We start from the raw sequence: 20,475 nt of genomic DNA, 5'->3' as shown, positions 1-20,475 counted from the left end.
TTTTTTGCTAAAAAGGTTAAAATATAATTTTAGAAATGTGGTGAAAATTTGAGAGACTTTTATGAAATTTTAGGAGTTGAGAAAAGAGCATCTCAAGCTGAAATTAAAAAATCATATAAAAAACTTGCAAAAAAATATCATCCAGACTTGAATCCAGGAAATGAAAAAGCTGAAACTAAATTCAAAGAAATAAATTTAGCGTATGAAGTTTTGTCTGACGAAGATAAAAGACAGAAATATGATAGGTATGGAGAAGAAGGTCTAAATGGTGGTGGATTTGAATCATCAGGATTTGGAGGGTTTTCAGATATATTTGGAGATATATTCGATATGTTCGGAGGTTCTTCTGGATTTAGGGGTTCGAATCAATACAGGGGTCCGATTAAGGGCGATGATATTAGATATGATATAACACTTGACTTTAGAGAAGCTGTTTTTGGAATAGAAAAAGAAATAAGTTTGAGAGTTAGACAAAACTGTCATGTATGTGAAGGCACAGGCGCAGAAAAAGGTTCTGAAAAGAAAACTTGCGATAAGTGCCACGGGACAGGTCAAGTCAGAGTGGAAACCAACTCTGCATTTGGAAGATTTGTAAGAGTTGTGGAATGTGATAAGTGTCATGGAACTGGAGAGGTTATTGAAAAGCCTTGTAAGTACTGTCATGGAACAGGAAAAGAAGTAATAACTAAAAAGGTCAAGGTAAAGATACCAGCAGGGGTAGATAACAATACTATCGTATCTATGAAAGGCCAAGGACATGCTGGAGAAAATGGCGGGCCAAATGGAGACTTGTTTATATATATTACGGTTAGAGAGGATTCAGTATTTAAGAGAAGTGGATTTGATTTACACTTAAATATTCCTATAACTTATATGGATGCAGTTCTTGGAGCAGAAATAAAAGTTCCTACTCTGACAGAATTGGCAGACTATAAAATCCCTTCCGGAACAGCTGGAGGTACAACTTTTAAATTAAAAGGTAAAGGTGTTCCATATGTAAAAAGAGAAGGGAATGGAGATTTATATTTCACTGTAAATATAATTGTTCCTAAAAAAGTAAGTAATGAGCAGAAAGAATTACTTGAACAACTTAGAGAAAAGAGTAAGGATACTGTTCAAGAAAATAAGTCATTGTTTGATAAATTGAAAGAGTTTTTTGAATAGGCAAGATCTTAGATTTTGTCTATTTTTTTACAGGGGGATAAAATGAAGTATATAGAATTAGTCTTAAAGGCAAAAGATGAAAATCGTGAAGATATTTTAAATGTTTTATATGATAATGACATTTATATATTTGAAGAAGAAGGAAAAGAAATAATTGAAGAATTAGACAAAACAGAAAAAGATTGGGATTTTGTTGATGAGAGAATTCTTAATTTAGAACCTGGAATGAGAACTTTTAAGATTTACTTCCAAGAGTCAGAAATAGAAATTGTAGAAAGATTAAAAGAGCAATTATATTCTCTAGGTGAACTTAAAATTGAAGAAACAGATGATGAAGACTGGGCAAATAATTGGAAAAAATACTATGAGCCAGTTGAAATAGGAGAGAGTTTAGTAATAATTCCATCTTGGTTAGAATATGAAGGAACACATGAAAATAAAATATATATAGAACCGGGAATGGCTTTTGGTACAGGAACTCACGAGACAACTTATATGTGTCTTGAAGCTTTAGAGGACTATGTAATAGAAGAAGATACAGTTTTTGATATAGGATGTGGCTCAGGTATTTTAGGCGTTGCAGCTACTAAATTAGGAGCTGAAAAAATAGTAGCTGTAGATATAGACTCTAAATGTACACAAGTTAGTAAAGAGAATGCAATACTTAATAATGTTGAAGATAAGGTTGAAATCCACACTGCAAATCTACTTGATGTAGTAGATGGAAAGGCTGATATTATTGTTTCAAATATAATTGCAGAAATAATAACTGAAATGGTACCTGATTTAAAGAAGCATCTTGAAGATGATGGGATATTTATATCATCAGGAATTATAGTAGAGAAAATATATATGGTAGAAGAAGCATTAATTGAAAATGGATTTGAAATAATTGAAAAAAGAGAAAAGAATGGCTGGGCTCTTGTAGTAGGTAGAATATGTACAGATTCTTTGGAAGATTAACAGAAGATATTCAAAAAGCTATATTAGACAAACAAAACTCTCATCATTTTGTAAGGGTTCTTAGAATATCTGAAGATGAAGAGGTTGAAGTGGTAACAGAGTCAGGAGTATACAAAGCTCTTTTTGAAAGTTTTGAAAAAAAGAATGTAACGTTAAAGATTCTGGATAAAGTAGAAAACAAGCATGAAAGTGATGTCCAATTGACTTTGGTGCAAGCTATTTTGAAGAGCGATAAGATGGAAGCGGCAATAAAAGGGGCCATAGAAGTTGGTGTTTATTCAATAAGGCCACTTATAGCTAAGAGAAATGTAAGTGACATTGATAAAAAGACTGATAAGAAAATTGATAGATGGCAAAAAATTTCAGAGGTTGCTGCTAAACAATCCAAAAGAGATTATATTCCACAAGTTTACCATCCAATAAAGATAGAAGATTTAAAGGATTTTGATGGTGAGTTGATAGTTTGCTATGAAAATGAAGAGGACCTTAGATTTTTAGATGACGAATTGTCAAATCAAATGCAACACCTATGGTAAGAGACCAAAAAGTTCTTCTTTAGGTGTTTTATATTTTATACATTTTCTAGGTCTATTATTCATTAAACTTAAGTTATAATTTAATTCATCAATATTCACTTCTGATAAATCCATACCCTTAGGATAAAACTCCCTCAAAAGTCCGTTACTATTTTCATTTGTACCTTTTTGCCATGCACAATAGGGATCACAAAAATAAGTTTTGCATCCTAATTCTTTTTCTATTTTCTCAAATTCTGAAAATTCTTTACCTCTATCAAAGGTTATTGTTTTTACTAATTCTTTTGGATAATCTTTTAATGCATTTATTATTGCTGGTGTTACGCTTTCCGACTTTCTATTTTCAACTAGGATTGCTATATAATATCTAGATTTTCTTTCTGCTAAAGTTACGAAACAACATCTACTTTTCCTTTTATGATCTAATCTGCCTGATTCCACTGTATCTGCTTCCCAGTGGCCTAATTCTTGCCTTCTGTATATCTCTTTAGGTCTTTTCTTAATTGTTCTACCTTTATCATTGAATTTTCCTCTTTTTTCTGCTGGCCTTTTAAATTTAGCTTTTCTTCTCAAATTTTTCATACTAGTTTTTGGCAGCTTTTTGGCGTGTATCATTCTATATATCGTTGATGTAGATGGTAATTCATGAATCTCATTTGTGTTTCTATTTGATATTTGTTCAGGGGACCAATGTTCGTTAATCTTTACAGTTAAATAATCAATAACATCTTTAGAAAATTTACTTTTTCTATGGCAGTCTTTTCTTCTATCAATATATTTATCATTTGCCTTTATCGGAAAGTACTTAGTGTAACTTCCCCTACTAACTTTTATCTTAGATGAATTTCTTTTAATTTCTCTAGATATTGTACTAGGTGACCTTTTAAGTGCTTGTGCAATTTTCCTTATACTCATTCCTAAATTTAAAAATTGGTAAATACAAGATCTTTCTTCTATGGTAAGATGGTTATAGCTCATAGTTAATCACTCCTTTTAATATGTTTTGTTTGGTCACTTACATATTAACACAGCTGATTAGCTATGAGTTTATTTATGTTGCACTTGTTATGATAAATTATCAGATTTAAAACTTGAATCTAAAAAGATAGCTTTGGTAATAGGACCTGAAGGTGGATTTGAGGATAGCGAAATAGAAAAACTAAAATCTTATGGAGCGCATATCATATCTCTTGGAAAGAGAATATTAAGAGCGGAGACAGCTGCGATTACTGCTAGCTACCATGTTATTAATTGTTTGGAAGGGGAAAGATGAAAAGAACATTTTCTATAACTACTCTTGGTTGTAAGGTTAATCAATATGAATCTGAAGCTATGAGTGAACTGTTTGAAGAAAAAGGTTATATGAAAGTTGACCAAGAAACAGAAGTTGCAGATATATATATAATAAATACTTGTACGGTTACCAATTTGTCTGACAGAAAATCTAGACAGGTAATTAGAAAGGCAAAGAGAGAAAATCCTGAGGCCATAGTTGCGGTAGTGGGGTGTTACTCACAAGTTTCACCGAAGGAAGTAGCTTCTATTGAAGGTGTGGACATAGTGTTGGGAACTACTGAACGTGCTGATATTGTAAATATGGTTGAAGATTTTCAAAGCAATGGACAATCTATAAATGTAGTTAGAAGTTTAGATGGAGACTATGAATTTCAACCTATAAATATCTCAAAAGAATCAGATATGACCAGAGCATACATGAAAGTACAAGATGGCTGCAATAGATTTTGCACTTATTGTATAATTCCTTATGCAAGAGGTAGAATCAGATCAAGAAGTATTGAAGATTCTGTAAAAGAAGCTAAAAGGCTTGCTGAAGCTGGATATAAAGAAATAGTTCTTACGGGAATTCACATAGGTTCTTACGGAAAAGAGTCTGGAAAAAACTTAATAGAATTAATAGAAGAAATAGCCAAGGTTGATGGTATTGAAAGAATTAGAATGTCATCTGTTGAACCTATGACTATAACGGAAGATTTTTTAAAAAGAGCAATAGCTACTGGAAAATTCTGCGATCATTTCCATTTGTCGCTACAAAGTGGTTGTGACAAAGTCTTAAAAGAAATGAATCGTAGATACACAACCGAAGAATACAAAGCTGTGGTTGATTTAATCAGAAAATATATGCCAAAAGCTGGAATAACTACTGATATAATTGTCGGATTCCCTGGAGAAACAGACGAGGAATTTGAAGTCACATGCAAATTTGTAGAAGAAGTAGAGTTTTCTAGAATACATGTGTTCAAGTATTCTATGAGAGATGGGACTCCTGCCGCAAAAAGAACTGACCAAGTCCACGGTCAGGTAAAACACGAAAGATCTCAAAAGCTTATTGAGTTAAATGAAAAGTTGATGAAGAAATTTGCTTCAGAGCAAGATACTTTAGATGTCCTATTTGAAGAAGAAATTGATGGTAAGTTTGTGGGATATTCAACTAACTATTTAAGATGTTCAATTGAAAGTCAAGATGACTTAAAAAATATCACCAAAAGTGTTAAAATAGTATCTAACGAAAGCGAACCTTTCGAAGTAGTTTTAAGTTAGGAGGGAATATAATGGATTGTTTGTTTTGTAAAATAATTTCTGGTGAAATTCCATCTGATAAAATTTACGAAGATGATTTAATTTATGCTTTTAATGATATTGACCCACAAGCCCCACAACATTTTTTAGTAATTCCAAAGCAACATATAACTTCTCTATATGAAGTTGGCAAGGAACACAAAGATTTACTTGGACATATTATGTTGAAGATAAGTGAAATAGCTAAAGAAAAAAATTTAAAGGATGGATATAGAGTTATAGCAAACACTCGAGAAGATGGAGGACAGACTGTTGAACACCTTCATTTCCACGTATTAGGTGGAAGAAGTATGAAATGGCCACCAGGTTGAAAAAGATATTGAAATTTAAAGCTTTAGAGTGTATAATTAATAAGAATTAGCTAAGAAAAGCTACCTTTCTATGAGGGGAGGGGAAACAATGTCAGAAATTAGAGTTGGAGAAAATGAATCTCTTGACAATGCTCTTAAGAGATTTAAGAGACAATGTGCCACTAGTGGAGTTCTAAAAGAAGCTAGAAAGAGAGAACATTACGAAAAACCAAGCGTAAAAAGAAAGAAAAAATCTGAAGAAGCGCGTAGAAAGAAGCGTTCAAGACACTAAGAGGTGTAGTATGTCACTAAAAGACAAACTCATGGAAGATTTAAAGTCTGCTATGAGAGACAAAGACAAGTTGGCTAAAGATACTATCACACTTGTACGTGCCAGCATCAAACAAAAAGAAGTAGATGAGAGAACAGAACTCAATGATTCCGATATACTTGACATAATTTCTAAACAAGTTAAAGAAAGAAGATCGGCAATTGATGAATTCAAGCGTGGGGATAGAGACGATTTAGTTGAAAAGACCAATGCTGAAATTGAAATACTACTTAAATATTTGCCAAAGCAATTAGATGAACAAGAATTAACTGAAATCATCAAAGAAGTTATGAGTGAACACGGAATAGAATCTTCCGCTGACATGGGTAAACTTATGAAGAATGTTATGCCTAAAGTCAAAGGAAGAGCTGACGGTAAACTCGTAAGTGCAGTTGCTGGAAAATTACTAAAAGCCTAGGGAAATCCTTAGGCTTTTTTTGTAAAGAGGTATAGTATGAAGAAAATTATTTTAGGAGTTTTTTTATCAATATTATTGTTCACAAGAGTAGATGCAAAAGTTTTGGTTGTGCCAGTTGAAGGCGAAATCAATTCAGCAAAAGCTAATTTTGTAAGTGAATCTATAAAAAATTTGACAAGTGAAGATACAGCTATATTTAAAATAGACACATACGGTGGAGCTATAATTTCGGCGGAGCAGATTAAAAATTCTATAATGAATTGTGAAGCTAAAACCATTTCTGTAGTAGATAATAAGGCGGAATCTGCTGGGGTTCTTCTGACAATAGCTAGTAGCGAAGTTTATATGGTCGAAGGCTCTACAATAGGTTCTGCTGAGCCGATACCAAATACTGAAAAGACACTTTCTTATTGGAGGTCTGTATTAGAGGATACAGCGTCTAGAAGGGGAAGAAATAAAGATGTAATAGTATCTATGGCAGATTCCGACATTGCAATAGAAAATGTTATTGAGAAGGGCAAATTATTAAATTTAAATGCTCAAAAAAGCAAAGACCTCGGAATATCCGATGAAACTTATAAAAATTTTGAACAGTTTTTACTGGATAAGAACATAGATAAATATGAAACTGCAAGAATGAGTGTGGGAATGAAGTTTTTAGATGTTATTTCATCCCAATCAATTTCATCTTTATTATTAATAATAGGTATGGCGGCGTGTGTTGTAGAATTATTCATGCCTGGTTTTGGAGTTGGGGGAGTAGTGAGTATAATGGCTTTTGGACTCTTCTTTGCAGGAAATATATTTGCTGGAAATGCAAGTTGGTATGCGATGGCTATTTTTGTTCTTGGTATTGTGTTGGTATTTATTGAAATTATGATGCCTGGATTTGGAATTGCGGGTATAAGTGGAATAGTTTCGTTAGTCTTAGGTGTAATATTTGCTATGGGAAGTTTAGAAGTAGCTGTTAAATCTCTCTCACTCGCCATAATAGTCACTATAGGAATAGGTATGTTTATGGTTAAAAAGGGAATGAAAACAAATTTATTTAATAGTCTTAGATTAAATAATTCGTTATCGTCTGAAGAAGGGTTTTTAAGTGTAGATACTGCTAAGCTAAATGTTGGAGATATTTGTATAACTAAGACTGTATTGAAACCTACAGGCTTTATTGAATATATGGGAACAAAGTATGAGGCGATTTCTGTAGATGGATACATAGATAAAGATGTTGAAGTTGAAGTATCAAAAGTAGAAAAATCTAAAATCTACGTTAGGAGGACAATTTAATGATGTTTAATAGTGGAGCGATTTTAGGAAGTGGGGTAATAATCCTATTTGTAATAGTTTTAATATTCTTCTTCTCATTTGTACCGGTTGGACTTTGGATAACAGCTTTTTTCTCAGGAGTTAAGGTTAAAATATCAACTTTAATTGGAATGAAACTTAGAAGAGTAAGACCTGGTAGAATAGTTAATCCTATGATAAAGGCTACAAAAGCGGGGTTGAATTTAAGGATTGAAGATTTAGAAGGTCACTACTTGGCTGGTGGTAATGTAAATACTTTAGTAGATGCACTTATAGCTGCTGAAAGAGCTAATATACCGCTTCCTTTTGAAAGAGGAGCAGCGATAGACTTGGCGGGTAGAAATGTTTTAGAAGCTGTACAAGTTTCTGTAAATCCTAAAGTTATAGAGACACCTAATATATCTGCAGTAGCTCAAGATGGTATTGAAGTTATGGTAAAGGCTAAGGTAACAGTTAGAGCTAATATAGACAGATTAGTAGGGGGAGCTGGAGAAGAAACAATAATAGCCAGAGTTGGGGAAGGTATTGTAACTACTGTGGGTTCTTCTATGACATATAAAGCTGTTCTTGAAAATCCTGATTCAATTTCAAAAATGGTTCTTGAAAAAGGATTGGACTCAGGCACTGCGTTTGAAATCCTATCAATAGACATAGCGGATGTTGATGTCGCTAGAAATATAGGAGCTAGACTGCAAACAGACCAAGCGGAAGCTGACAAGAGAATCGCTGAAGCGAAAGCTTCTGAAAGAAGAGCAATGGCACTAGCTCGTGAACAAGAAATGAAAGCTGAAGTAGAAGCAATGAGAGCGAAAGTTGTTGAAGCTCAATCACAAGTTCCTCTTGCGATGGCAGAAGCACTTAAGAGTGGCAACATAGGAGCTATGGACTATTATAAAATTCAAAATATAAATTCTGATACAGATATGAGAAAAGCAATATCAAATGTAACAGATGGTAAGGTAGATGATAAATAATGGGAAAAATATTAGTTCCAATTATATTTATCTTAATAAATTTATTAATAGACAAGAAAAAAGAAAATAAAAAGAAAACAACAATAGAAAACAAAAATCCAGAAAAAATAAAGCCTGTTGCAAATAATAAGCCTAAGAAAAATAATAATAGAAAAAATAAAGATTCTATAGAAGATTTAATAGGCAGTTTTATTGACAGTATAAAGCCGCATCTCTCTCCGGAAGATCAAAAAAAATATGCTAACAAGACTGAAAATAAAAAAGTTTCAAATAAAAAAGAAACTAATGAAGTTTTAGAAAGCATACGAGCTGAAAGAGAAAATATAAAAAATGACAATTATACTCCTATATCCTCTGAATTCAATGATGAGATTATAGAGTTAGATGTAAAAAAAGAATTTACTAGAGATGAACTTGTAAAGGCTATAATTATGAAAGAAATTTTGGATAAACCAGTATCACTTAGGGAGAGCTAATCTCCCTTTTTGTGTGTATATGTAGAATACAAGCCATGTTTATGATATAATTTTAGGTTACAGGAGGTATTAATGGCAGAGTTAAAAGTTGATATTTCTAAATTAAATAATGAATTAAGACCGATTTTATTTGGGAAGTTAGATGAGTATTTAATAACAATAGAAAAAAGTTTTGATGTAAATATAAAAGCTTCAGATTATTTTTTGAATGTAACTGGAGAAAGAGCTGAATTCGCTAAAATTTTATTAGAAAATTTAGTCGAATTGATATTGAGACAAAAGTCTTTAGAAAAAAGCGAGTTTGATTATGCATTAAGTTTGGTTAAAGATGGACATACAGAGTCTATAGCTGAACTGTTAAATGAGACAATAGTTTACACTGCAATGGGTAAGCCAATAAGAGCAAAAACATTAGGTCAAAAAAAATATTTAGATGCTATCAAGAAAAATGATGTATGTTTTGGAATTGGGCCAGCAGGAACTGGTAAAACTTATTTGGCAATGGCTTGTGCAGTAAAGGCATTTAAAAATCAAGAGGTTTCTAGAATAATTTTAACTAGACCAGCTGTAGAAGCTGGAGAAAGCTTAGGGTTTTTGCCTGGGGATTTACAAATGAAAGTAGACCCTTATTTAAGACCTTTATATGATGCTCTTTTTGAAATGTTGGGAGTAGATAACTACAATAAGTATGTAGAAAAGGGCATGATAGAAGTTGCTCCTCTAGCATATATGAGGGGAAGAACGTTGGATTCTGCTTTTGTAATTTTGGATGAGGCTCAAAATACTACTAATGAACAAATGAAGATGTTTTTGACAAGGCTTGGATATGGTTCAAAAGCCATAATCACAGGCGATATAACACAAACAGACTTGCCAAAATCAAAAACCTCAGGTTTAAAGGTAGTCTTGAATATACTTAAAAATGTTAAAGGAGTTGGAATAACTTATTTAACTTCAAAGGATATTGTAAGACACCCATTAGTGCAAAGAATTATAGAAGCTTATGATAAATTTGAAAAGAGAAAATAATGGAAATACTTTTTGATGATAGACAAGATGATGTATATCTTGATGAAGCTGGAAATGAATTAATAAAGAAAGCTGTTAAAGAAACTTTAAATTATCTAGAAATAGATGATGAAGTTACAGTAAGTATTTCATTTGTAACTGCTGAAGAGATACAAACTCTAAATAGAGACTTTAGAGGTGTGAATAAAATTACAGATGTACTTTCTTTTCCATTGGAAGATGAATTTGACATACATCCTATAATGCTTGGGGATGTTGTTATAAATACCAAAAGGGTTCTTGAACAAGCTGAAGAGTTTGGACATTCAAATGAGAGAGAAATAGCTTATTTGACTGTGCATTCTGTTCTACATCTTTTAGGATATGACCATATGGAAGATGATGAAAAGAAAGAAATGAGAGAAATAGAAGAAGCTGTTATGCAAAAATTGGGAACTTTGAGGTGATTGTATGAAAAAGGGAGGATTTATCGCTTCTTTTAATTATGCAGTTCAGGGAATAGTTTCGGCATTAAAAACAGAACGAAATTTAAAGTTCCACTATATAGCAGCTCTTATAACTATATTTCTTTCTCTCTTTATGGATTTTACTAAGACTGAATTTTTAGTGCTCCTACTGTCTATAATTTTTGTAGTAGTTGCAGAAATGATTAATACTGCGATAGAGAGAACAGTTGATTTAATAGTACAAGAGTACAACCCAATCGCTAAGTATGTAAAAGATGTTTCAGCGGGAGCTGTTATGTTGTCAGCTATAAATGCATTAATAGTAGCTTATCTATTGTTCTATAGTAAATTTGCCAGATATACTGAATTTGGTCTTAGAAGAATTGCCAATTCGAATGAACACTTGGCATTTGTAACAGTTTTGATAGTTCTTATTTTAACTGTTGGAGGAAAATATATAAGAGCAAAGAAAAATGGTGGCACATATTTTCAAGGGGGTGCTATTTCAGGGCATTCAGCTTTGGCATTTTGTGCAGCTACTATTATTTCGTTGGTTACACGTAAGGCACTTATCGCATTCTCTGTATTTGGAATAGCACTGTTAGTTGCTGAAAGTAGAGTGGAAGGAAAAATACACACTATTAGTGAAGTGATTTCAGGAGCTATACTAGGTACGTGTGTGGCGATTTTGATATTTAAGGTAGTGGGATAATGGAAAATAATAAATTAATAGAAATGGCAATAGAAGCTAGAGATAATGCTTCATATACGCCATATTCAAACTTTAGAGTTGGTGCAGCAGTTGAAATGGCTGATGGTTCTGTTTACTCAGGAGGGAATATAGAAATTTCTTCATATTCACCAACAAATTGTGCAGAGAGAACGGCTATATTTAAAGCTGTTAGTGAAGGGCACAGAGAAATTAGAAAGATAGCAATTGTATCTAGCGGAGGAGAAACTTTTCCGTGTGGAGTTTGTAGACAGGTTATTAGAGAATTTGGCAAGGATGTTGAAATTATAATAGCTACTACACCAGAGGATTATAAAGTTTTTACGTTGGAAGAATTACTACCACATAGCTTTGGTCCTGAAGACTTAGGAGTGAAAAATGTTTAAATCAGGTTTTATAACTATAATAGGAAGACCGAATGTTGGAAAGAGTACACTACTTAATCAAGTAGTTGGTCAAAAGATATCTGCTATTTCTAACAAGCCACAAACTACGAGAAATAAAATTACATTCATCTATACTGAAGATGATTTTCAAGCAGTATTTTTAGATACACCGGGAATACAATCTCCAAAAAATAAATTGGGAGATTATATGCTTAAGACTTCAGAGTCTACACTTAATGAAGTGGATGTGATAACTTATATAGTTGATTGTTCTCCAACAATTGGAAAATTAGATTCATATATAGTAAACACGTTAAAAGAACTAAACATAAAAACACCTATTATATTATTAATTAATAAGATAGATGAAATTCAAAAAGAAAATTTATTTGAATTGATAGAAATGTATTCTAAATTAGATCTATTTACAGAAATAATTCCTATTTCAGCTTTGAAAAATGACGGAGTTAATGAATATTTAGAAGCGCTTAAAAAATATTTGCCTGAAGGACCACAATACTATCCAGAGGATTTGGTTACAGATCAACCAGAAAAATTTATTGTCGCTGAACTTATCAGAGAAAAGGCGCTTAGAAATTTATCTGAAGAAGTTCCTCATGGAATAGCTGTCTCAATAGAAAAAATGAAGTATAGAGACAATAAAGAAATATGTGACATTGAAGCAAATATATATATAGAACGTGAATCACATAAAAAGATAGTTATTGGTAAAAATGGGGACATGATAAAGAAAATCGGAACTCAAGCCAGAATCGAAATAGAAAATCTATTAGATTACAAAGTAAATCTAAAGTTATGGGTTAAGGTTGAGAAAAATTGGAGAGAGAAAGAAATTAAGTTAAAGAATTTCGGATATCAATGAAACCAGCAATAACTACTGAGGCAGTCATACTATCAGAGACTAAGTATAGTGAATCTAGTAAAATATTGAGGGCTTATACAAGAGAGATAGGCAAAGTAAGTATAATGGCAAAAGGTGCACTTAGACCCAAATCAAAGCTTGTTACTTTTAGCCAACCCCATTGCCATTTTTTATGTAAATTGACTCAAGGTAAAAACTTTTACTATATAGAGCCAATTAATATAATTGATTCGAATTTTTCTCTTAGAAGAGAATATAACACCATTGTTTTAGCTGGATTTATATCTGAAATGGTGGATAAAAGTTTTTTAGAGGGAGAAACAAATAAAACTATATTCGACTTAATAGTAAAGACACTCAAATTGATGAATCAGAATAAAAATGTCGAAGCTTTGGTTTTGGCATTTAGCTTAAAATATATAAGCTATATGGGATATAGACCGAATTTAAAAGAAGTCGATGAGGCGTATTTTTCAAATCACGAAGGTGGAGTAACAAATCTTGGAGGGGTAGCTTTAAATATAGAAGATATTTACTACCTAAAAAAATTGTTGTATACTTCATTAGATGAAATAGTATTTGAATATGATAAAAGCAGAACATTATTTCTTTTAAATTTAGTAGCGGATTATATAAAATATAATTTAGAAATTCACGAATTCAATTCTTTAAAAATTTTATAAGAATTGTAGAAGGAGGAGCAAATGTACTTTCAGGAATTGATACAAACATTACAAAATTATTGGCAAGAAAAAGGCTGTATATTAATGCAACCATATGACATCGAAAAAGGTGCGGGAACAATGAACCCTCAAACTTTCTTAAAGGCTTTAGGACCCGAAGAGTGGAAGGTTTGTTATGTAGAACCATCAAGAAGACCTGCAGACGGTAGATATGGAGAAAATCCTAACAGATTATATCAACATCACCAACTACAAGTGATTCTAAAACCATCACCAGAAGATGTTCAAGATTTATATCTAAATTCTCTAAAAGAGATAGGAATAGATCCTTTAAAACACGATATAAGATTTATTGAAGACAACTGGGAATCACCAACTCTTGGAGCATGGGGACTTGGTTGGGAAGTATGGTTAGACGGTATGGAAGTAACTCAATTTACATATTTCCAACAAGTTGGTGGAATAAACTGTGAATTAGAGTCTGCTGAATTGACTTATGGTCTTGAAAGAATAGCTATGTATCTTCAAGATGTATCTAATGTATATGATATTCAATGGAATGAAAATGTAAAATACGGCGATGTATTTAAAGTTGCTGAATATGAGCAATCAAAATATGCTTTTGAAGTATCCAATACCGAAATGTTAGTTGAACTATTCAATACTTATGAAAATGAATACGAAAGAATTATAAAAGAAAATTTAGCTCTTCCTGCGTATGATTATTGTTTAAAGTGTTCTCATGCTTTTAACTTATTAGATGCAAGAGGTGCTCTTTCTGTGTCTGAAAGAACAGGTTATATACACAGAGTTAGAAACCTTGCTAGACAAGTTGCTAGTTTATATTTAGAGCAAAGAAAAGAAATGGGATATCCATTAAAGAGGGGTGCTGAAGTTGAATAAATATTTATTAGAAATCGGAGTTGAAGAATTACCTTCAAGATTTTGTCAGATGGCGATTGACCAATTAGAAGCAAAAGCAAATAAGTTGATGAAGGAATATTCTTTAGGATATGAATCAATAAAGGTAAATGCTACTCCTCGTAGACTTACACTTTTTATAAATGGATTAGATGAAAGACAACCTGATGTGGATTTAGAAGTTAAAGGGCCAGCAGCTAAGATAGCTTTTGATGAAGCTGGAAATCCTACTAAGCCACTACAAGGTTTTATGAAATCTCAGGGTATTACTGAAAAAGATATATTTAAAAAAGAATTAAAAGGTACTGAGTACATTTATGCAAAAATTCATAAAAAAGGCGCAAGTTTTCAAGAAATAGTTTCTGATAATATGTCAGACTTAATAAAATCTATTAACTTCCCTAAGAATATGAAATGGGGCGGAAAGGCAATAAAATTTGCAAGACCTATTAGATGGGTAGTTTCTATTCTAAATGATGAAGTAGTTCCATTTGAATTTGAAGGAATAACAGTTTCTAATGTAACTTATGGACATAGATTTTTAGGAAAAGGTGACATAGTTGTTGATCACGTAGATAACTATGAAAAACTTTTAGAAGAAAACTATGTAATTTTAGACCAAGATAGAAGAAGAGATATTATAAAATATGATTCAATGAAATTAGCTAAATCTGTAAATGGAGAATTAATACCAGATGAAGATTTAACTGAAGAGTTGACATTTATTGTTGAATATCCAACTCCTATTATGGGCGAAATTAAAGAAAAATATTTACAATTACCAAAAGAAGTTATAACAACTCCTATGAGGGACCATTTAAGATTTATACCAATCTATAATTCAAATGGTGGATTATTACCTTACTTTATAACTATTAGAAATGGTAATGAAGACCATAAAGACATAGTAATAAACGGAAACTTAAAAGTTTTAGAAGCTCGTTTAGAAGATGCTGTATTCTTCTATAAAGATGATATCTCAAAACCTTTAGAAGCTTATAAATCTAATCTAACAGGCCTAATGTTCCACGAAAAATTAGGTAATATGTCAGATAAGACAGACAGAGATACTAAGTTGGCAATTAAAATCGGAGAGGAATTACAACTTGGAGAAACTACTAAGGAAGATTTGAAAAGAGCTTCAGAACTTTCCAAAGCTGATTTAACTACAAAATTAGTTCAAGAGTTTACAGAATTACAAGGTGTGATGGGTTCAATCTATGCGGAAAATTCTGGTGAACCTGAAATAGTAGCTAAAGCTATAAATGAACAATATATGCCAAGATTCTCAGGAGATAAGTTACCAGAGTCAACAGTAGGTTCTGTACTTGCAATAGCCGATAAACTTGATAGTATTTGTGGTATGTTTGCAGTGGGATTAATTCCAACTGGTTCTCAAGACCCATTTGCACTTAGAAGACAAGCTATAGGTATTATAAATATAATTCTAAATAAGAAATGGGATATATCACTTAGCGATCTTATAGATTCATCACTTTTCTTATATACTGATGGATTACAAATTGCATTTGATTATGACGTAGTTAAAAAAGAAATAATTGATTTCTTCAAGGGTAGAGTTCAAACAATTTTACAAGGACAAGAAATAAGATACGACGTAATTGATGCAGTTCTTGGAAATAGTGACAATATACTAAATATATTTACAAAGGCTCAAGACTTAAATAATTTCTTTAAAGAAGATAGAAAAGATGTAGTTGATAGTTTTGTGAGACTTGAAAATATGTTAGATAAAGCAGATAAGATAGCTGAAATCAATGAAACTTTATTAACAGAAAAAGAAGAAATCGAACTATATAATAAATCTAAAGAAATTCTTCCAATTGTAGAAAAATCAATTCAATTAGGAGAATATGAAAAAGCTATTAATGATTTAGCTGAGCTTTCAGTTCCAATTCAAAATTTCTTTGAAAATATTTTTGTTCTAAGTGAAAATGAAGATTTAAAGAATAACAGAATGAGCTTATTAAATTCAATAGATGTAGTAATTAAGGAGATATTGGATATTAAAAAACTTGTTATAAATTGAGGTGAGTTTTGGAGTTAACAAAGAGGCAAAACGAAATAGTTGCCATTGTCAAAGAAAAAGGGCCTATAACGGGTGATGAAATAGCTAAGGAGCTAAATATATCCAGATCTACTATAAGAAGTGATTTGACCATACTTACAATGATAGAAATTTTAGGAGCACGTCCTAAAGTTGGATACTATTATTCTATGGAAAATCAATCAAGTGGATTTAAAAAGAAAGTAGATACAATTCTTGTAAAAGATACAATGAGTGTTCCTGTGGTTATGGATGCAAACACTAGTGTATATGATGTCATAGTGGGATTGTTTTTAGAAAATGTAAGCTCAATATTTATATCACAAGATGGAGTTTTGTCAGGAGTTGTTTCTAGAAAAGATTTACTTAGAACAACTCTTGGTAAAATGGATTTAAATATAACTCCTGTGGGCCTTATAATGACAAGAATGCCTAATATAATCTATGTTAAAGAAGATGACAATATATTAGATGCGGCAATAAAGATTTTTGAACATAAGATTGACTCCTTACCTGTGGTAAGAGAATCTAAAACAGGGTTGAAATGTGTCGGAAGATTTACAAAGACAAATATTACTAGAATTTTTGTAGATTTGGTTAGAGAGGATTTTTAGGAGGACTAATGACAGAGAATACACTCGTAATATATGTAATTTCGGATTCTGTAGGAGAAACCGGAGAGCTTATAGCTAAGGCTAGTGTCAGACAGTTTGAAACACACAACTATGAGGTAAAAAGATATCCTTATCATAATAGCATAGAACAAATAGAACCGATTTTATACGAAGCAGCAAAGGAAGAAAAGTCTCTTATAATTTACACCAACGTTGTCAAAGAAACTAGAGATTTTATTGAAGAAAAAGCAGAAGAGTTAGATTTAAAAGTTGTGGATGTAATGGGAGAACCATTAGCTAAACTTGAAGAAGTTTTAGGTTATAAAGCTTTAAGAGAACCTGGACTTATCAGAAGACTTGATGAAAATTACTTTAAAAAGGTAGAAGCAGTAGAGTTTGCTGTTAAGTATGATGATGGAAAAGACCCTAGAGGGGCTAAAAAAGCAGATATTTGTCTAGTTGGTATATCTCGTACATCAAAGACTCCTTTGTCAATGTACTTGGCTAATAAACATTATAAAGTTGCAAATATACCGTTGGTGCCAGAAGTGCCAGTTCCTAAAGAAGTTTACGATAAAGATATTCGTAGAGTAATAGGACTTACTTGCAATCCGGAAAAGTTAATATCTATAAGAACAGAACGTCTAAAAGCACTTGGTCTTTCTTCATCTGCTAAGTATGCGGATATAGAAAGAGTAAAAGAAGAATTAGATTATTCTAAAAAGGTTATGCAAGAATTAGGATGTGTAGTTTTTGATGTAACTAATAGTGCTATAGAAGAAACAGCTGAACTTATAATAGAACATATGAAAAAAGTGTTTTAAGAGGTGATAAAATGATCCCTAGAAAGAGAAGAGAAGAACTCGAACATGTTATTTTATATAAGATCGCAACTTTTTCAGACCAATCAAAAGGAAGATTGGTTCCCGAAGAGGATTGCGATATGAGAACATGCTTTCAAAGAGATAGAGATAGAATATTACATTCTAAAGCTTTTAGAAGACTGAAACATAAGACTCAAGTTTTTATTTCACCTGAAGGAGATCATTTTAGAACTAGATTAACTCATACTTTAGAAGTTGCTCAAATAGCTAGGACAATAGGTAGGTTGCTTGAATTGAATGAAGATTTAATTGAAGCAATGGCTTTGGGACATGACTTGGGTCACACTCCTTTTGGTCATAGTGGAGAGACAATCTTAAATAGATTACATCCTAATGGATTTAAACATAACGAACAATCTATAAGAGTGGTTGAATTTTTAGCTACTACTGAAAATAGAGTTGGATTAAATTTAACTTATGAAGTAAAAGATGGTATTTTAAATCACTCAGGAGAAGGACAGGCTCAAACTTTAGAGGGTAAAATTATAAAATATGCAGATAGAATAGCCTACATTAATCACGACATTGATGATGCTATTCGAGCTGGAATTATAAAAGAGAGGGATTTACCTTCTGAGTTGACAGAGATATTAGGTTCTGGGCACTCTAAGAGAATAGATACTATGATAACTTCAATATATAAAAATTCTTATCATAAAGATTTTGTAAAGATGGAGCCGGACATAGAACGAGCTACATTAGAACTTAGACAGTATATGTTTAAAAATGTTTATTATGACAAGACTGTAAAATCTGAAAATGAAAAAATATACCACATAATAGAATCTCTATTTAATTATTACATGGAAGATTTAAAGAGAATCCCAGAAGCTCACTTAAATTTATACAAAGATAGAGAACATATAGATGAAGATGTGGTTAGTGATTATATCGCAGGAATGACTGATATATATGTAGTCGAAATATATAAAAAGTTGTTTATTCCAAAGGGTTGGGCTAATGAGTTATATAATAGATGACGAAGTATTAGAAAAGATAAGGGCTCAAGTAGATATTGTTGATTTAATATCTGATTATCTACCTTTGAAAAAAAGTGGCTCTAACTATATGGGACTGTGTCCATTTCATAATGAAAAGACACCGTCTTTTTCAGTGTCTCCAACAAAGGGAATATTCAAATGTTTTGGATGTGGAGTTGGGGGAGACCATATAAGCTTTATAATGCAAAAAGAAAATCTTTCTTTTAGAGAAGCTGTTGAATTTTTGGCAAATAAATACAATATAGAGCTAAAAGAATATAAAAATAACGAATCTAAACAACATAGAGAGTTACGAGAAAAGATTTACGAAGCAAATAGAGATGCTGCTATTTATTATATGAATTGTTTAACTAAAAGTTCTGTAGCTTTAAACTATTTGAAGAATAGATCAATAGATAAGTCTATAATACTTAAATTTGGAATAGGATACTCTCCAGATGGATGGACTAATTTATATGACTATTTAAAATCAAAAGGCTATAGAGATGAAGAGTTAGAAGCGGCGAATTTGATAAGTAAGTCTAAAAGAGGGACATACATAGATAGGTTTAGAAATAGAATTATGTTCCCTATATTAGATATATCTAAAAGAGTTATTGCTTTTGGTGGCAGAACTCTTGATTCTTCAATTCCAAAATATTTAAATTCAAGTGACACTATTATTTTCAATAAAGGCGATAATCTCTATAACATAAATAAAGTAAAAGAAGAGAATAAAACTGGAAAAATTATATTGGTTGAAGGATATATGGATGTTATTTCACTTTATAAAAGTGGTATAAATTATAGTGTAGCTAGCCTCGGGACGGCTTTTACTGAAAATCAAGCTAAGCTTATTAAAAAGTATGCTGAAGAGGTCTACATCTGTTATGATTCAGATCAGGCAGGAATTAGAGCGACAGACAGAGCGATAGATATACTACTATCACAAAATGTGAAACCTAAAATAATACAACTCACAGATGGAATGGATCCTGATGATTTTGTTAGAAAGTATGGCAAATTAGATTTTGAGTTAGAATTATCTAAGGCTGTCACTTATTTGGACTATAAAATAGCCAAGATAAAGTCCAGATGGAATTTAAATTCATCTGAGGGAATTGTTGGCTTTACAACTGAGGTTTCTGATCTCTTAATTAGACTCAAAAATCCAATTGAAAGAGATGTATACATTGATAAAATATCAAAAAATTTTGGGATTAAATCAGAGTCTATAATATCTTATATTCAATTAAAGGGTAGAGATTTTAAAAGTAAATTAAAAAAAGACAAGTTTGTCGAAAAAAAGAATCTTGTAAAAAAGGAACAAAATTCTTTAGATGTAAAAAAATCAAGAGCTCAAATTGAAGTTCAGCTTATTTCATATTTAATACATGGTAGAGATTTATTCAATATAGTAGATTCTAATTTAGAATCATATGAATTTAGCGGAATGAAGGAAAGAGATGCTTTTGAGATTATAAAAAATTTATATACCGAATCGGATTTAGATAATTTAGAAGAGCATATTAAAGATAATAAGCTAATAAGTGAAGAATATTTATCTAAATTGATGGGAGTAAAAGTAGATTTGAGAAATTCTACAGACATTTTGAAAGAATTAATAGATACAATTAAAAATTATAGTTTAGAAGATAGAAGAGATAAATTATTAGAAAAGATTAAATCTCTAGATGGTAAGAAAGAATTTGATGTGCAAGAATTAAATGGCTTGATAGATGAGTTAAATGAGCTAAATCTTAAGCTAAATCTTCCTGGCTAGGAGGCTAAAA

The 20,475-nt window shown here is 31.6% G+C and carries 23 protein-coding genes and 1 pseudogene; 23 read left to right on the top strand and 1 reads right to left on the bottom strand.

Annotated elements, in window-relative coordinates; translation table 11 throughout:
* Nucleotides 1–48 precede the first annotated feature (48 nt).
* Genes dnaJ through B8869_RS03565 form a run of 3 tightly spaced genes read left to right on the top strand, consistent with a single transcriptional unit; the run spans nt 49 to nt 2,663 of the window.
* Nucleotides 49–1,164: a molecular chaperone DnaJ gene (gene dnaJ / locus B8869_RS03575; protein WP_084230352.1), complete on the top strand. Its 1,116-nt coding sequence runs from the start codon at nt 49–51 to the stop codon at nt 1,162–1,164.
* 42 nt (nt 1,165–1,206) lie between these two features.
* A complete protein-coding gene (gene prmA, locus B8869_RS03570) occupies nt 1,207–2,127 on the top strand; it encodes a 50S ribosomal protein L11 methyltransferase (protein WP_084230351.1) in 921 nt (306 codons plus the stop codon).
* Entirely contained in the window at nt 2,103–2,663 is a 561-nt protein-coding gene (locus B8869_RS03565) for an RsmE family RNA methyltransferase (protein ID WP_084230350.1), read from the top strand. Before prmA ends, B8869_RS03565 begins: the two co-directional genes overlap by 25 nt.
* On the opposite strand, the gene B8869_RS03560 is transcribed toward B8869_RS03565, so the two are convergent.
* Nucleotides 2,655–3,641, bottom strand: coding sequence for an IS30 family transposase (locus B8869_RS03560; RefSeq protein WP_084229742.1), 987 nt, complete (start codon nt 3,639–3,641; stop codon nt 2,655–2,657). The genes B8869_RS03565 and B8869_RS03560 overlap by 9 nt on opposite strands.
* Before the next feature lie 109 nt (nt 3,642–3,750).
* Between B8869_RS03560 and B8869_RS03555 the strand changes: the two are divergent.
* The 20 genes and pseudogenes from B8869_RS03555 to dnaG all read left to right on the top strand — a co-directional run.
* Nucleotides 3,751–3,936: pseudogene (locus B8869_RS03555) on the top strand (RsmE family RNA methyltransferase); the annotation flags it as partial.
* Complete coding sequence (mtaB, locus tag B8869_RS03550) at nt 3,933–5,222, top strand: tRNA (N(6)-L-threonylcarbamoyladenosine(37)-C(2))-methylthiotransferase MtaB (RefSeq protein WP_084230348.1); 1,290 nt, start codon at nt 3,933–3,935, stop codon at nt 5,220–5,222. The pseudogene B8869_RS03555 and the gene mtaB, both read left to right, overlap by 4 nt.
* Before the next feature lie 11 nt (nt 5,223–5,233).
* Nucleotides 5,234–5,572, top strand: coding sequence for a histidine triad nucleotide-binding protein (locus B8869_RS03545; protein WP_084230347.1), 339 nt, complete (start codon nt 5,234–5,236; stop codon nt 5,570–5,572).
* An 88-nt stretch (nt 5,573–5,660) separates the two neighbouring features.
* Nucleotides 5,661–5,843, top strand: coding sequence for a 30S ribosomal protein S21 (gene rpsU, locus B8869_RS03540; protein ID WP_040552761.1), 183 nt, complete (start codon nt 5,661–5,663; stop codon nt 5,841–5,843).
* Between the two features lie 10 nt (nt 5,844–5,853).
* Nucleotides 5,854–6,300: a GatB/YqeY domain-containing protein gene (locus tag B8869_RS03535; RefSeq protein ID WP_084230346.1), complete on the top strand. Its 447-nt coding sequence runs from the start codon at nt 5,854–5,856 to the stop codon at nt 6,298–6,300.
* Nucleotides 6,301–6,336: 36 nt separating this feature from the next.
* Nucleotides 6,337–7,590 (top strand): NfeD family protein, encoded by a 1,254-nt coding sequence (locus tag B8869_RS03530; protein WP_084230345.1) that lies wholly within the window; start codon nt 6,337–6,339, stop codon nt 7,588–7,590.
* Nucleotides 7,591–7,592: 2 nt separating this feature from the next.
* Nucleotides 7,593–8,582: a flotillin-like protein FloA gene (gene floA, locus B8869_RS03525; RefSeq protein WP_084231051.1), complete on the top strand. Its 990-nt coding sequence runs from the start codon at nt 7,593–7,595 to the stop codon at nt 8,580–8,582.
* Nucleotides 8,582–9,058 (top strand): hypothetical protein, encoded by a 477-nt coding sequence (locus B8869_RS03520; protein ID WP_084230344.1) that lies wholly within the window; start codon nt 8,582–8,584, stop codon nt 9,056–9,058. Before floA ends, B8869_RS03520 begins: the two co-directional genes overlap by 1 nt.
* 72 nt (nt 9,059–9,130) lie before the next feature.
* On the top strand, nt 9,131–10,087 hold the full coding sequence (locus B8869_RS03515; protein ID WP_084230343.1) for a PhoH family protein: 957 nt from the start codon (nt 9,131–9,133) through the stop codon (nt 10,085–10,087).
* Complete coding sequence (gene ybeY, locus B8869_RS03510) at nt 10,087–10,533, top strand: rRNA maturation RNase YbeY (protein ID WP_084230342.1); 447 nt, start codon at nt 10,087–10,089, stop codon at nt 10,531–10,533. Before B8869_RS03515 ends, ybeY begins: the two co-directional genes overlap by 1 nt.
* 4 nt (nt 10,534–10,537) lie before the next feature.
* Complete coding sequence (locus tag B8869_RS03505) at nt 10,538–11,245, top strand: diacylglycerol kinase (RefSeq protein ID WP_084230341.1); 708 nt, start codon at nt 10,538–10,540, stop codon at nt 11,243–11,245.
* A complete protein-coding gene (gene cdd, locus B8869_RS03500) occupies nt 11,245–11,649 on the top strand; it encodes a cytidine deaminase (protein ID WP_084230340.1) in 405 nt (134 codons plus the stop codon). Before B8869_RS03505 ends, cdd begins: the two co-directional genes overlap by 1 nt.
* On the top strand, nt 11,642–12,532 hold the full coding sequence (gene era / locus B8869_RS03495; protein WP_084230339.1) for a GTPase Era: 891 nt from the start codon (nt 11,642–11,644) through the stop codon (nt 12,530–12,532). The genes cdd and era overlap by 8 nt, the downstream gene beginning before the upstream one ends.
* Nucleotides 12,529–13,215 (top strand): DNA repair protein RecO, encoded by a 687-nt coding sequence (gene recO / locus B8869_RS03490; protein WP_084230338.1) that lies wholly within the window; start codon nt 12,529–12,531, stop codon nt 13,213–13,215. Before era ends, recO begins: the two co-directional genes overlap by 4 nt.
* 21 nt (nt 13,216–13,236) lie before the next feature.
* Complete coding sequence (locus B8869_RS03485; RefSeq protein ID WP_084230337.1) at nt 13,237–14,118, top strand: glycine--tRNA ligase subunit alpha; 882 nt, start codon at nt 13,237–13,239, stop codon at nt 14,116–14,118.
* The gene (gene glyS, locus B8869_RS03480; protein ID WP_084230336.1) at nt 14,111–16,186 is read left to right on the top strand and encodes a glycine--tRNA ligase subunit beta; all 2,076 of its coding nucleotides are present in this window, start codon (nt 14,111–14,113) and stop codon (nt 16,184–16,186) included. Before B8869_RS03485 ends, glyS begins: the two co-directional genes overlap by 8 nt.
* An 8-nt stretch (nt 16,187–16,194) precedes the next feature.
* Complete coding sequence (locus B8869_RS03475) at nt 16,195–16,818, top strand: helix-turn-helix transcriptional regulator (RefSeq protein ID WP_084230335.1); 624 nt, start codon at nt 16,195–16,197, stop codon at nt 16,816–16,818.
* Nucleotides 16,819–16,826: 8 nt separating this feature from the next.
* On the top strand, nt 16,827–17,642 hold the full coding sequence (locus tag B8869_RS03470) for a pyruvate, water dikinase regulatory protein (protein WP_084230334.1): 816 nt from the start codon (nt 16,827–16,829) through the stop codon (nt 17,640–17,642).
* An 11-nt stretch (nt 17,643–17,653) separates the two neighbouring features.
* A complete protein-coding gene (locus B8869_RS03465) occupies nt 17,654–18,682 on the top strand; it encodes a deoxyguanosinetriphosphate triphosphohydrolase (protein ID WP_084230333.1) in 1,029 nt (342 codons plus the stop codon).
* Nucleotides 18,663–20,465 carry a DNA primase gene (gene dnaG, locus B8869_RS03460; RefSeq protein ID WP_084230332.1) on the top strand — a complete coding sequence of 601 codons (1,803 nt, stop codon included), beginning with the start codon at nt 18,663–18,665 and terminating at the stop codon, nt 20,463–20,465. Before B8869_RS03465 ends, dnaG begins: the two co-directional genes overlap by 20 nt.
* Nucleotides 20,466–20,475: the final 10 nt, after the last annotated feature.

It is taken from the genome of Peptoniphilus asaccharolyticus DSM 20463 (assembly GCF_900176115.1).
Taxonomy (GTDB): domain Bacteria; phylum Bacillota; class Clostridia; order Tissierellales; family Peptoniphilaceae; genus Peptoniphilus; species Peptoniphilus asaccharolyticus.
Note: the sequence above shows the minus strand (reverse complement) of the source record. Positions and strands in the feature narration are given on the sequence as shown.

What these genes read in the sequence shown, in the direction of transcription:
- prmA (WP_084230351.1), top strand. Translation starts at nt 1,207, where the DNA reads ATGAAGTATATAGAATTAGTCTTAAAGGCAAAAGATGAAAATCGTGAA.
- B8869_RS03565 (WP_084230350.1), top strand. Translation starts at nt 2,103, where the DNA reads ATGTACAGATTCTTTGGAAGATTAACAGAAGATATTCAAAAAGCTATA.
- B8869_RS03560 (WP_084229742.1), bottom strand. Translation starts at nt 3,641, where the DNA reads ATGAGCTATAACCATCTTACCATAGAAGAAAGATCTTGTATTTACCAA.
- mtaB (WP_084230348.1), top strand. Translation starts at nt 3,933, where the DNA reads ATGAAAAGAACATTTTCTATAACTACTCTTGGTTGTAAGGTTAATCAA.
- B8869_RS03545 (WP_084230347.1), top strand. Translation starts at nt 5,234, where the DNA reads ATGGATTGTTTGTTTTGTAAAATAATTTCTGGTGAAATTCCATCTGAT.
- rpsU (WP_040552761.1), top strand. Translation starts at nt 5,661, where the DNA reads ATGTCAGAAATTAGAGTTGGAGAAAATGAATCTCTTGACAATGCTCTT.
- B8869_RS03535 (WP_084230346.1), top strand. Translation starts at nt 5,854, where the DNA reads ATGTCACTAAAAGACAAACTCATGGAAGATTTAAAGTCTGCTATGAGA.
- B8869_RS03530 (WP_084230345.1), top strand. Translation starts at nt 6,337, where the DNA reads ATGAAGAAAATTATTTTAGGAGTTTTTTTATCAATATTATTGTTCACA.
- floA (WP_084231051.1), top strand. Translation starts at nt 7,593, where the DNA reads ATGTTTAATAGTGGAGCGATTTTAGGAAGTGGGGTAATAATCCTATTT.
- B8869_RS03520 (WP_084230344.1), top strand. Translation starts at nt 8,582, where the DNA reads ATGGGAAAAATATTAGTTCCAATTATATTTATCTTAATAAATTTATTA.
- B8869_RS03515 (WP_084230343.1), top strand. Translation starts at nt 9,131, where the DNA reads ATGGCAGAGTTAAAAGTTGATATTTCTAAATTAAATAATGAATTAAGA.
- ybeY (WP_084230342.1), top strand. Translation starts at nt 10,087, where the DNA reads ATGGAAATACTTTTTGATGATAGACAAGATGATGTATATCTTGATGAA.
- B8869_RS03505 (WP_084230341.1), top strand. Translation starts at nt 10,538, where the DNA reads ATGAAAAAGGGAGGATTTATCGCTTCTTTTAATTATGCAGTTCAGGGA.
- cdd (WP_084230340.1), top strand. Translation starts at nt 11,245, where the DNA reads ATGGAAAATAATAAATTAATAGAAATGGCAATAGAAGCTAGAGATAAT.
- era (WP_084230339.1), top strand. Translation starts at nt 11,642, where the DNA reads ATGTTTAAATCAGGTTTTATAACTATAATAGGAAGACCGAATGTTGGA.
- recO (WP_084230338.1), top strand. Translation starts at nt 12,529, where the DNA reads ATGAAACCAGCAATAACTACTGAGGCAGTCATACTATCAGAGACTAAG.
- B8869_RS03485 (WP_084230337.1), top strand. Translation starts at nt 13,237, where the DNA reads ATGTACTTTCAGGAATTGATACAAACATTACAAAATTATTGGCAAGAA.
- B8869_RS03470 (WP_084230334.1), top strand. Translation starts at nt 16,827, where the DNA reads ATGACAGAGAATACACTCGTAATATATGTAATTTCGGATTCTGTAGGA.
- B8869_RS03465 (WP_084230333.1), top strand. Translation starts at nt 17,654, where the DNA reads ATGATCCCTAGAAAGAGAAGAGAAGAACTCGAACATGTTATTTTATAT.
- dnaG (WP_084230332.1), top strand. Translation starts at nt 18,663, where the DNA reads ATGAGTTATATAATAGATGACGAAGTATTAGAAAAGATAAGGGCTCAA.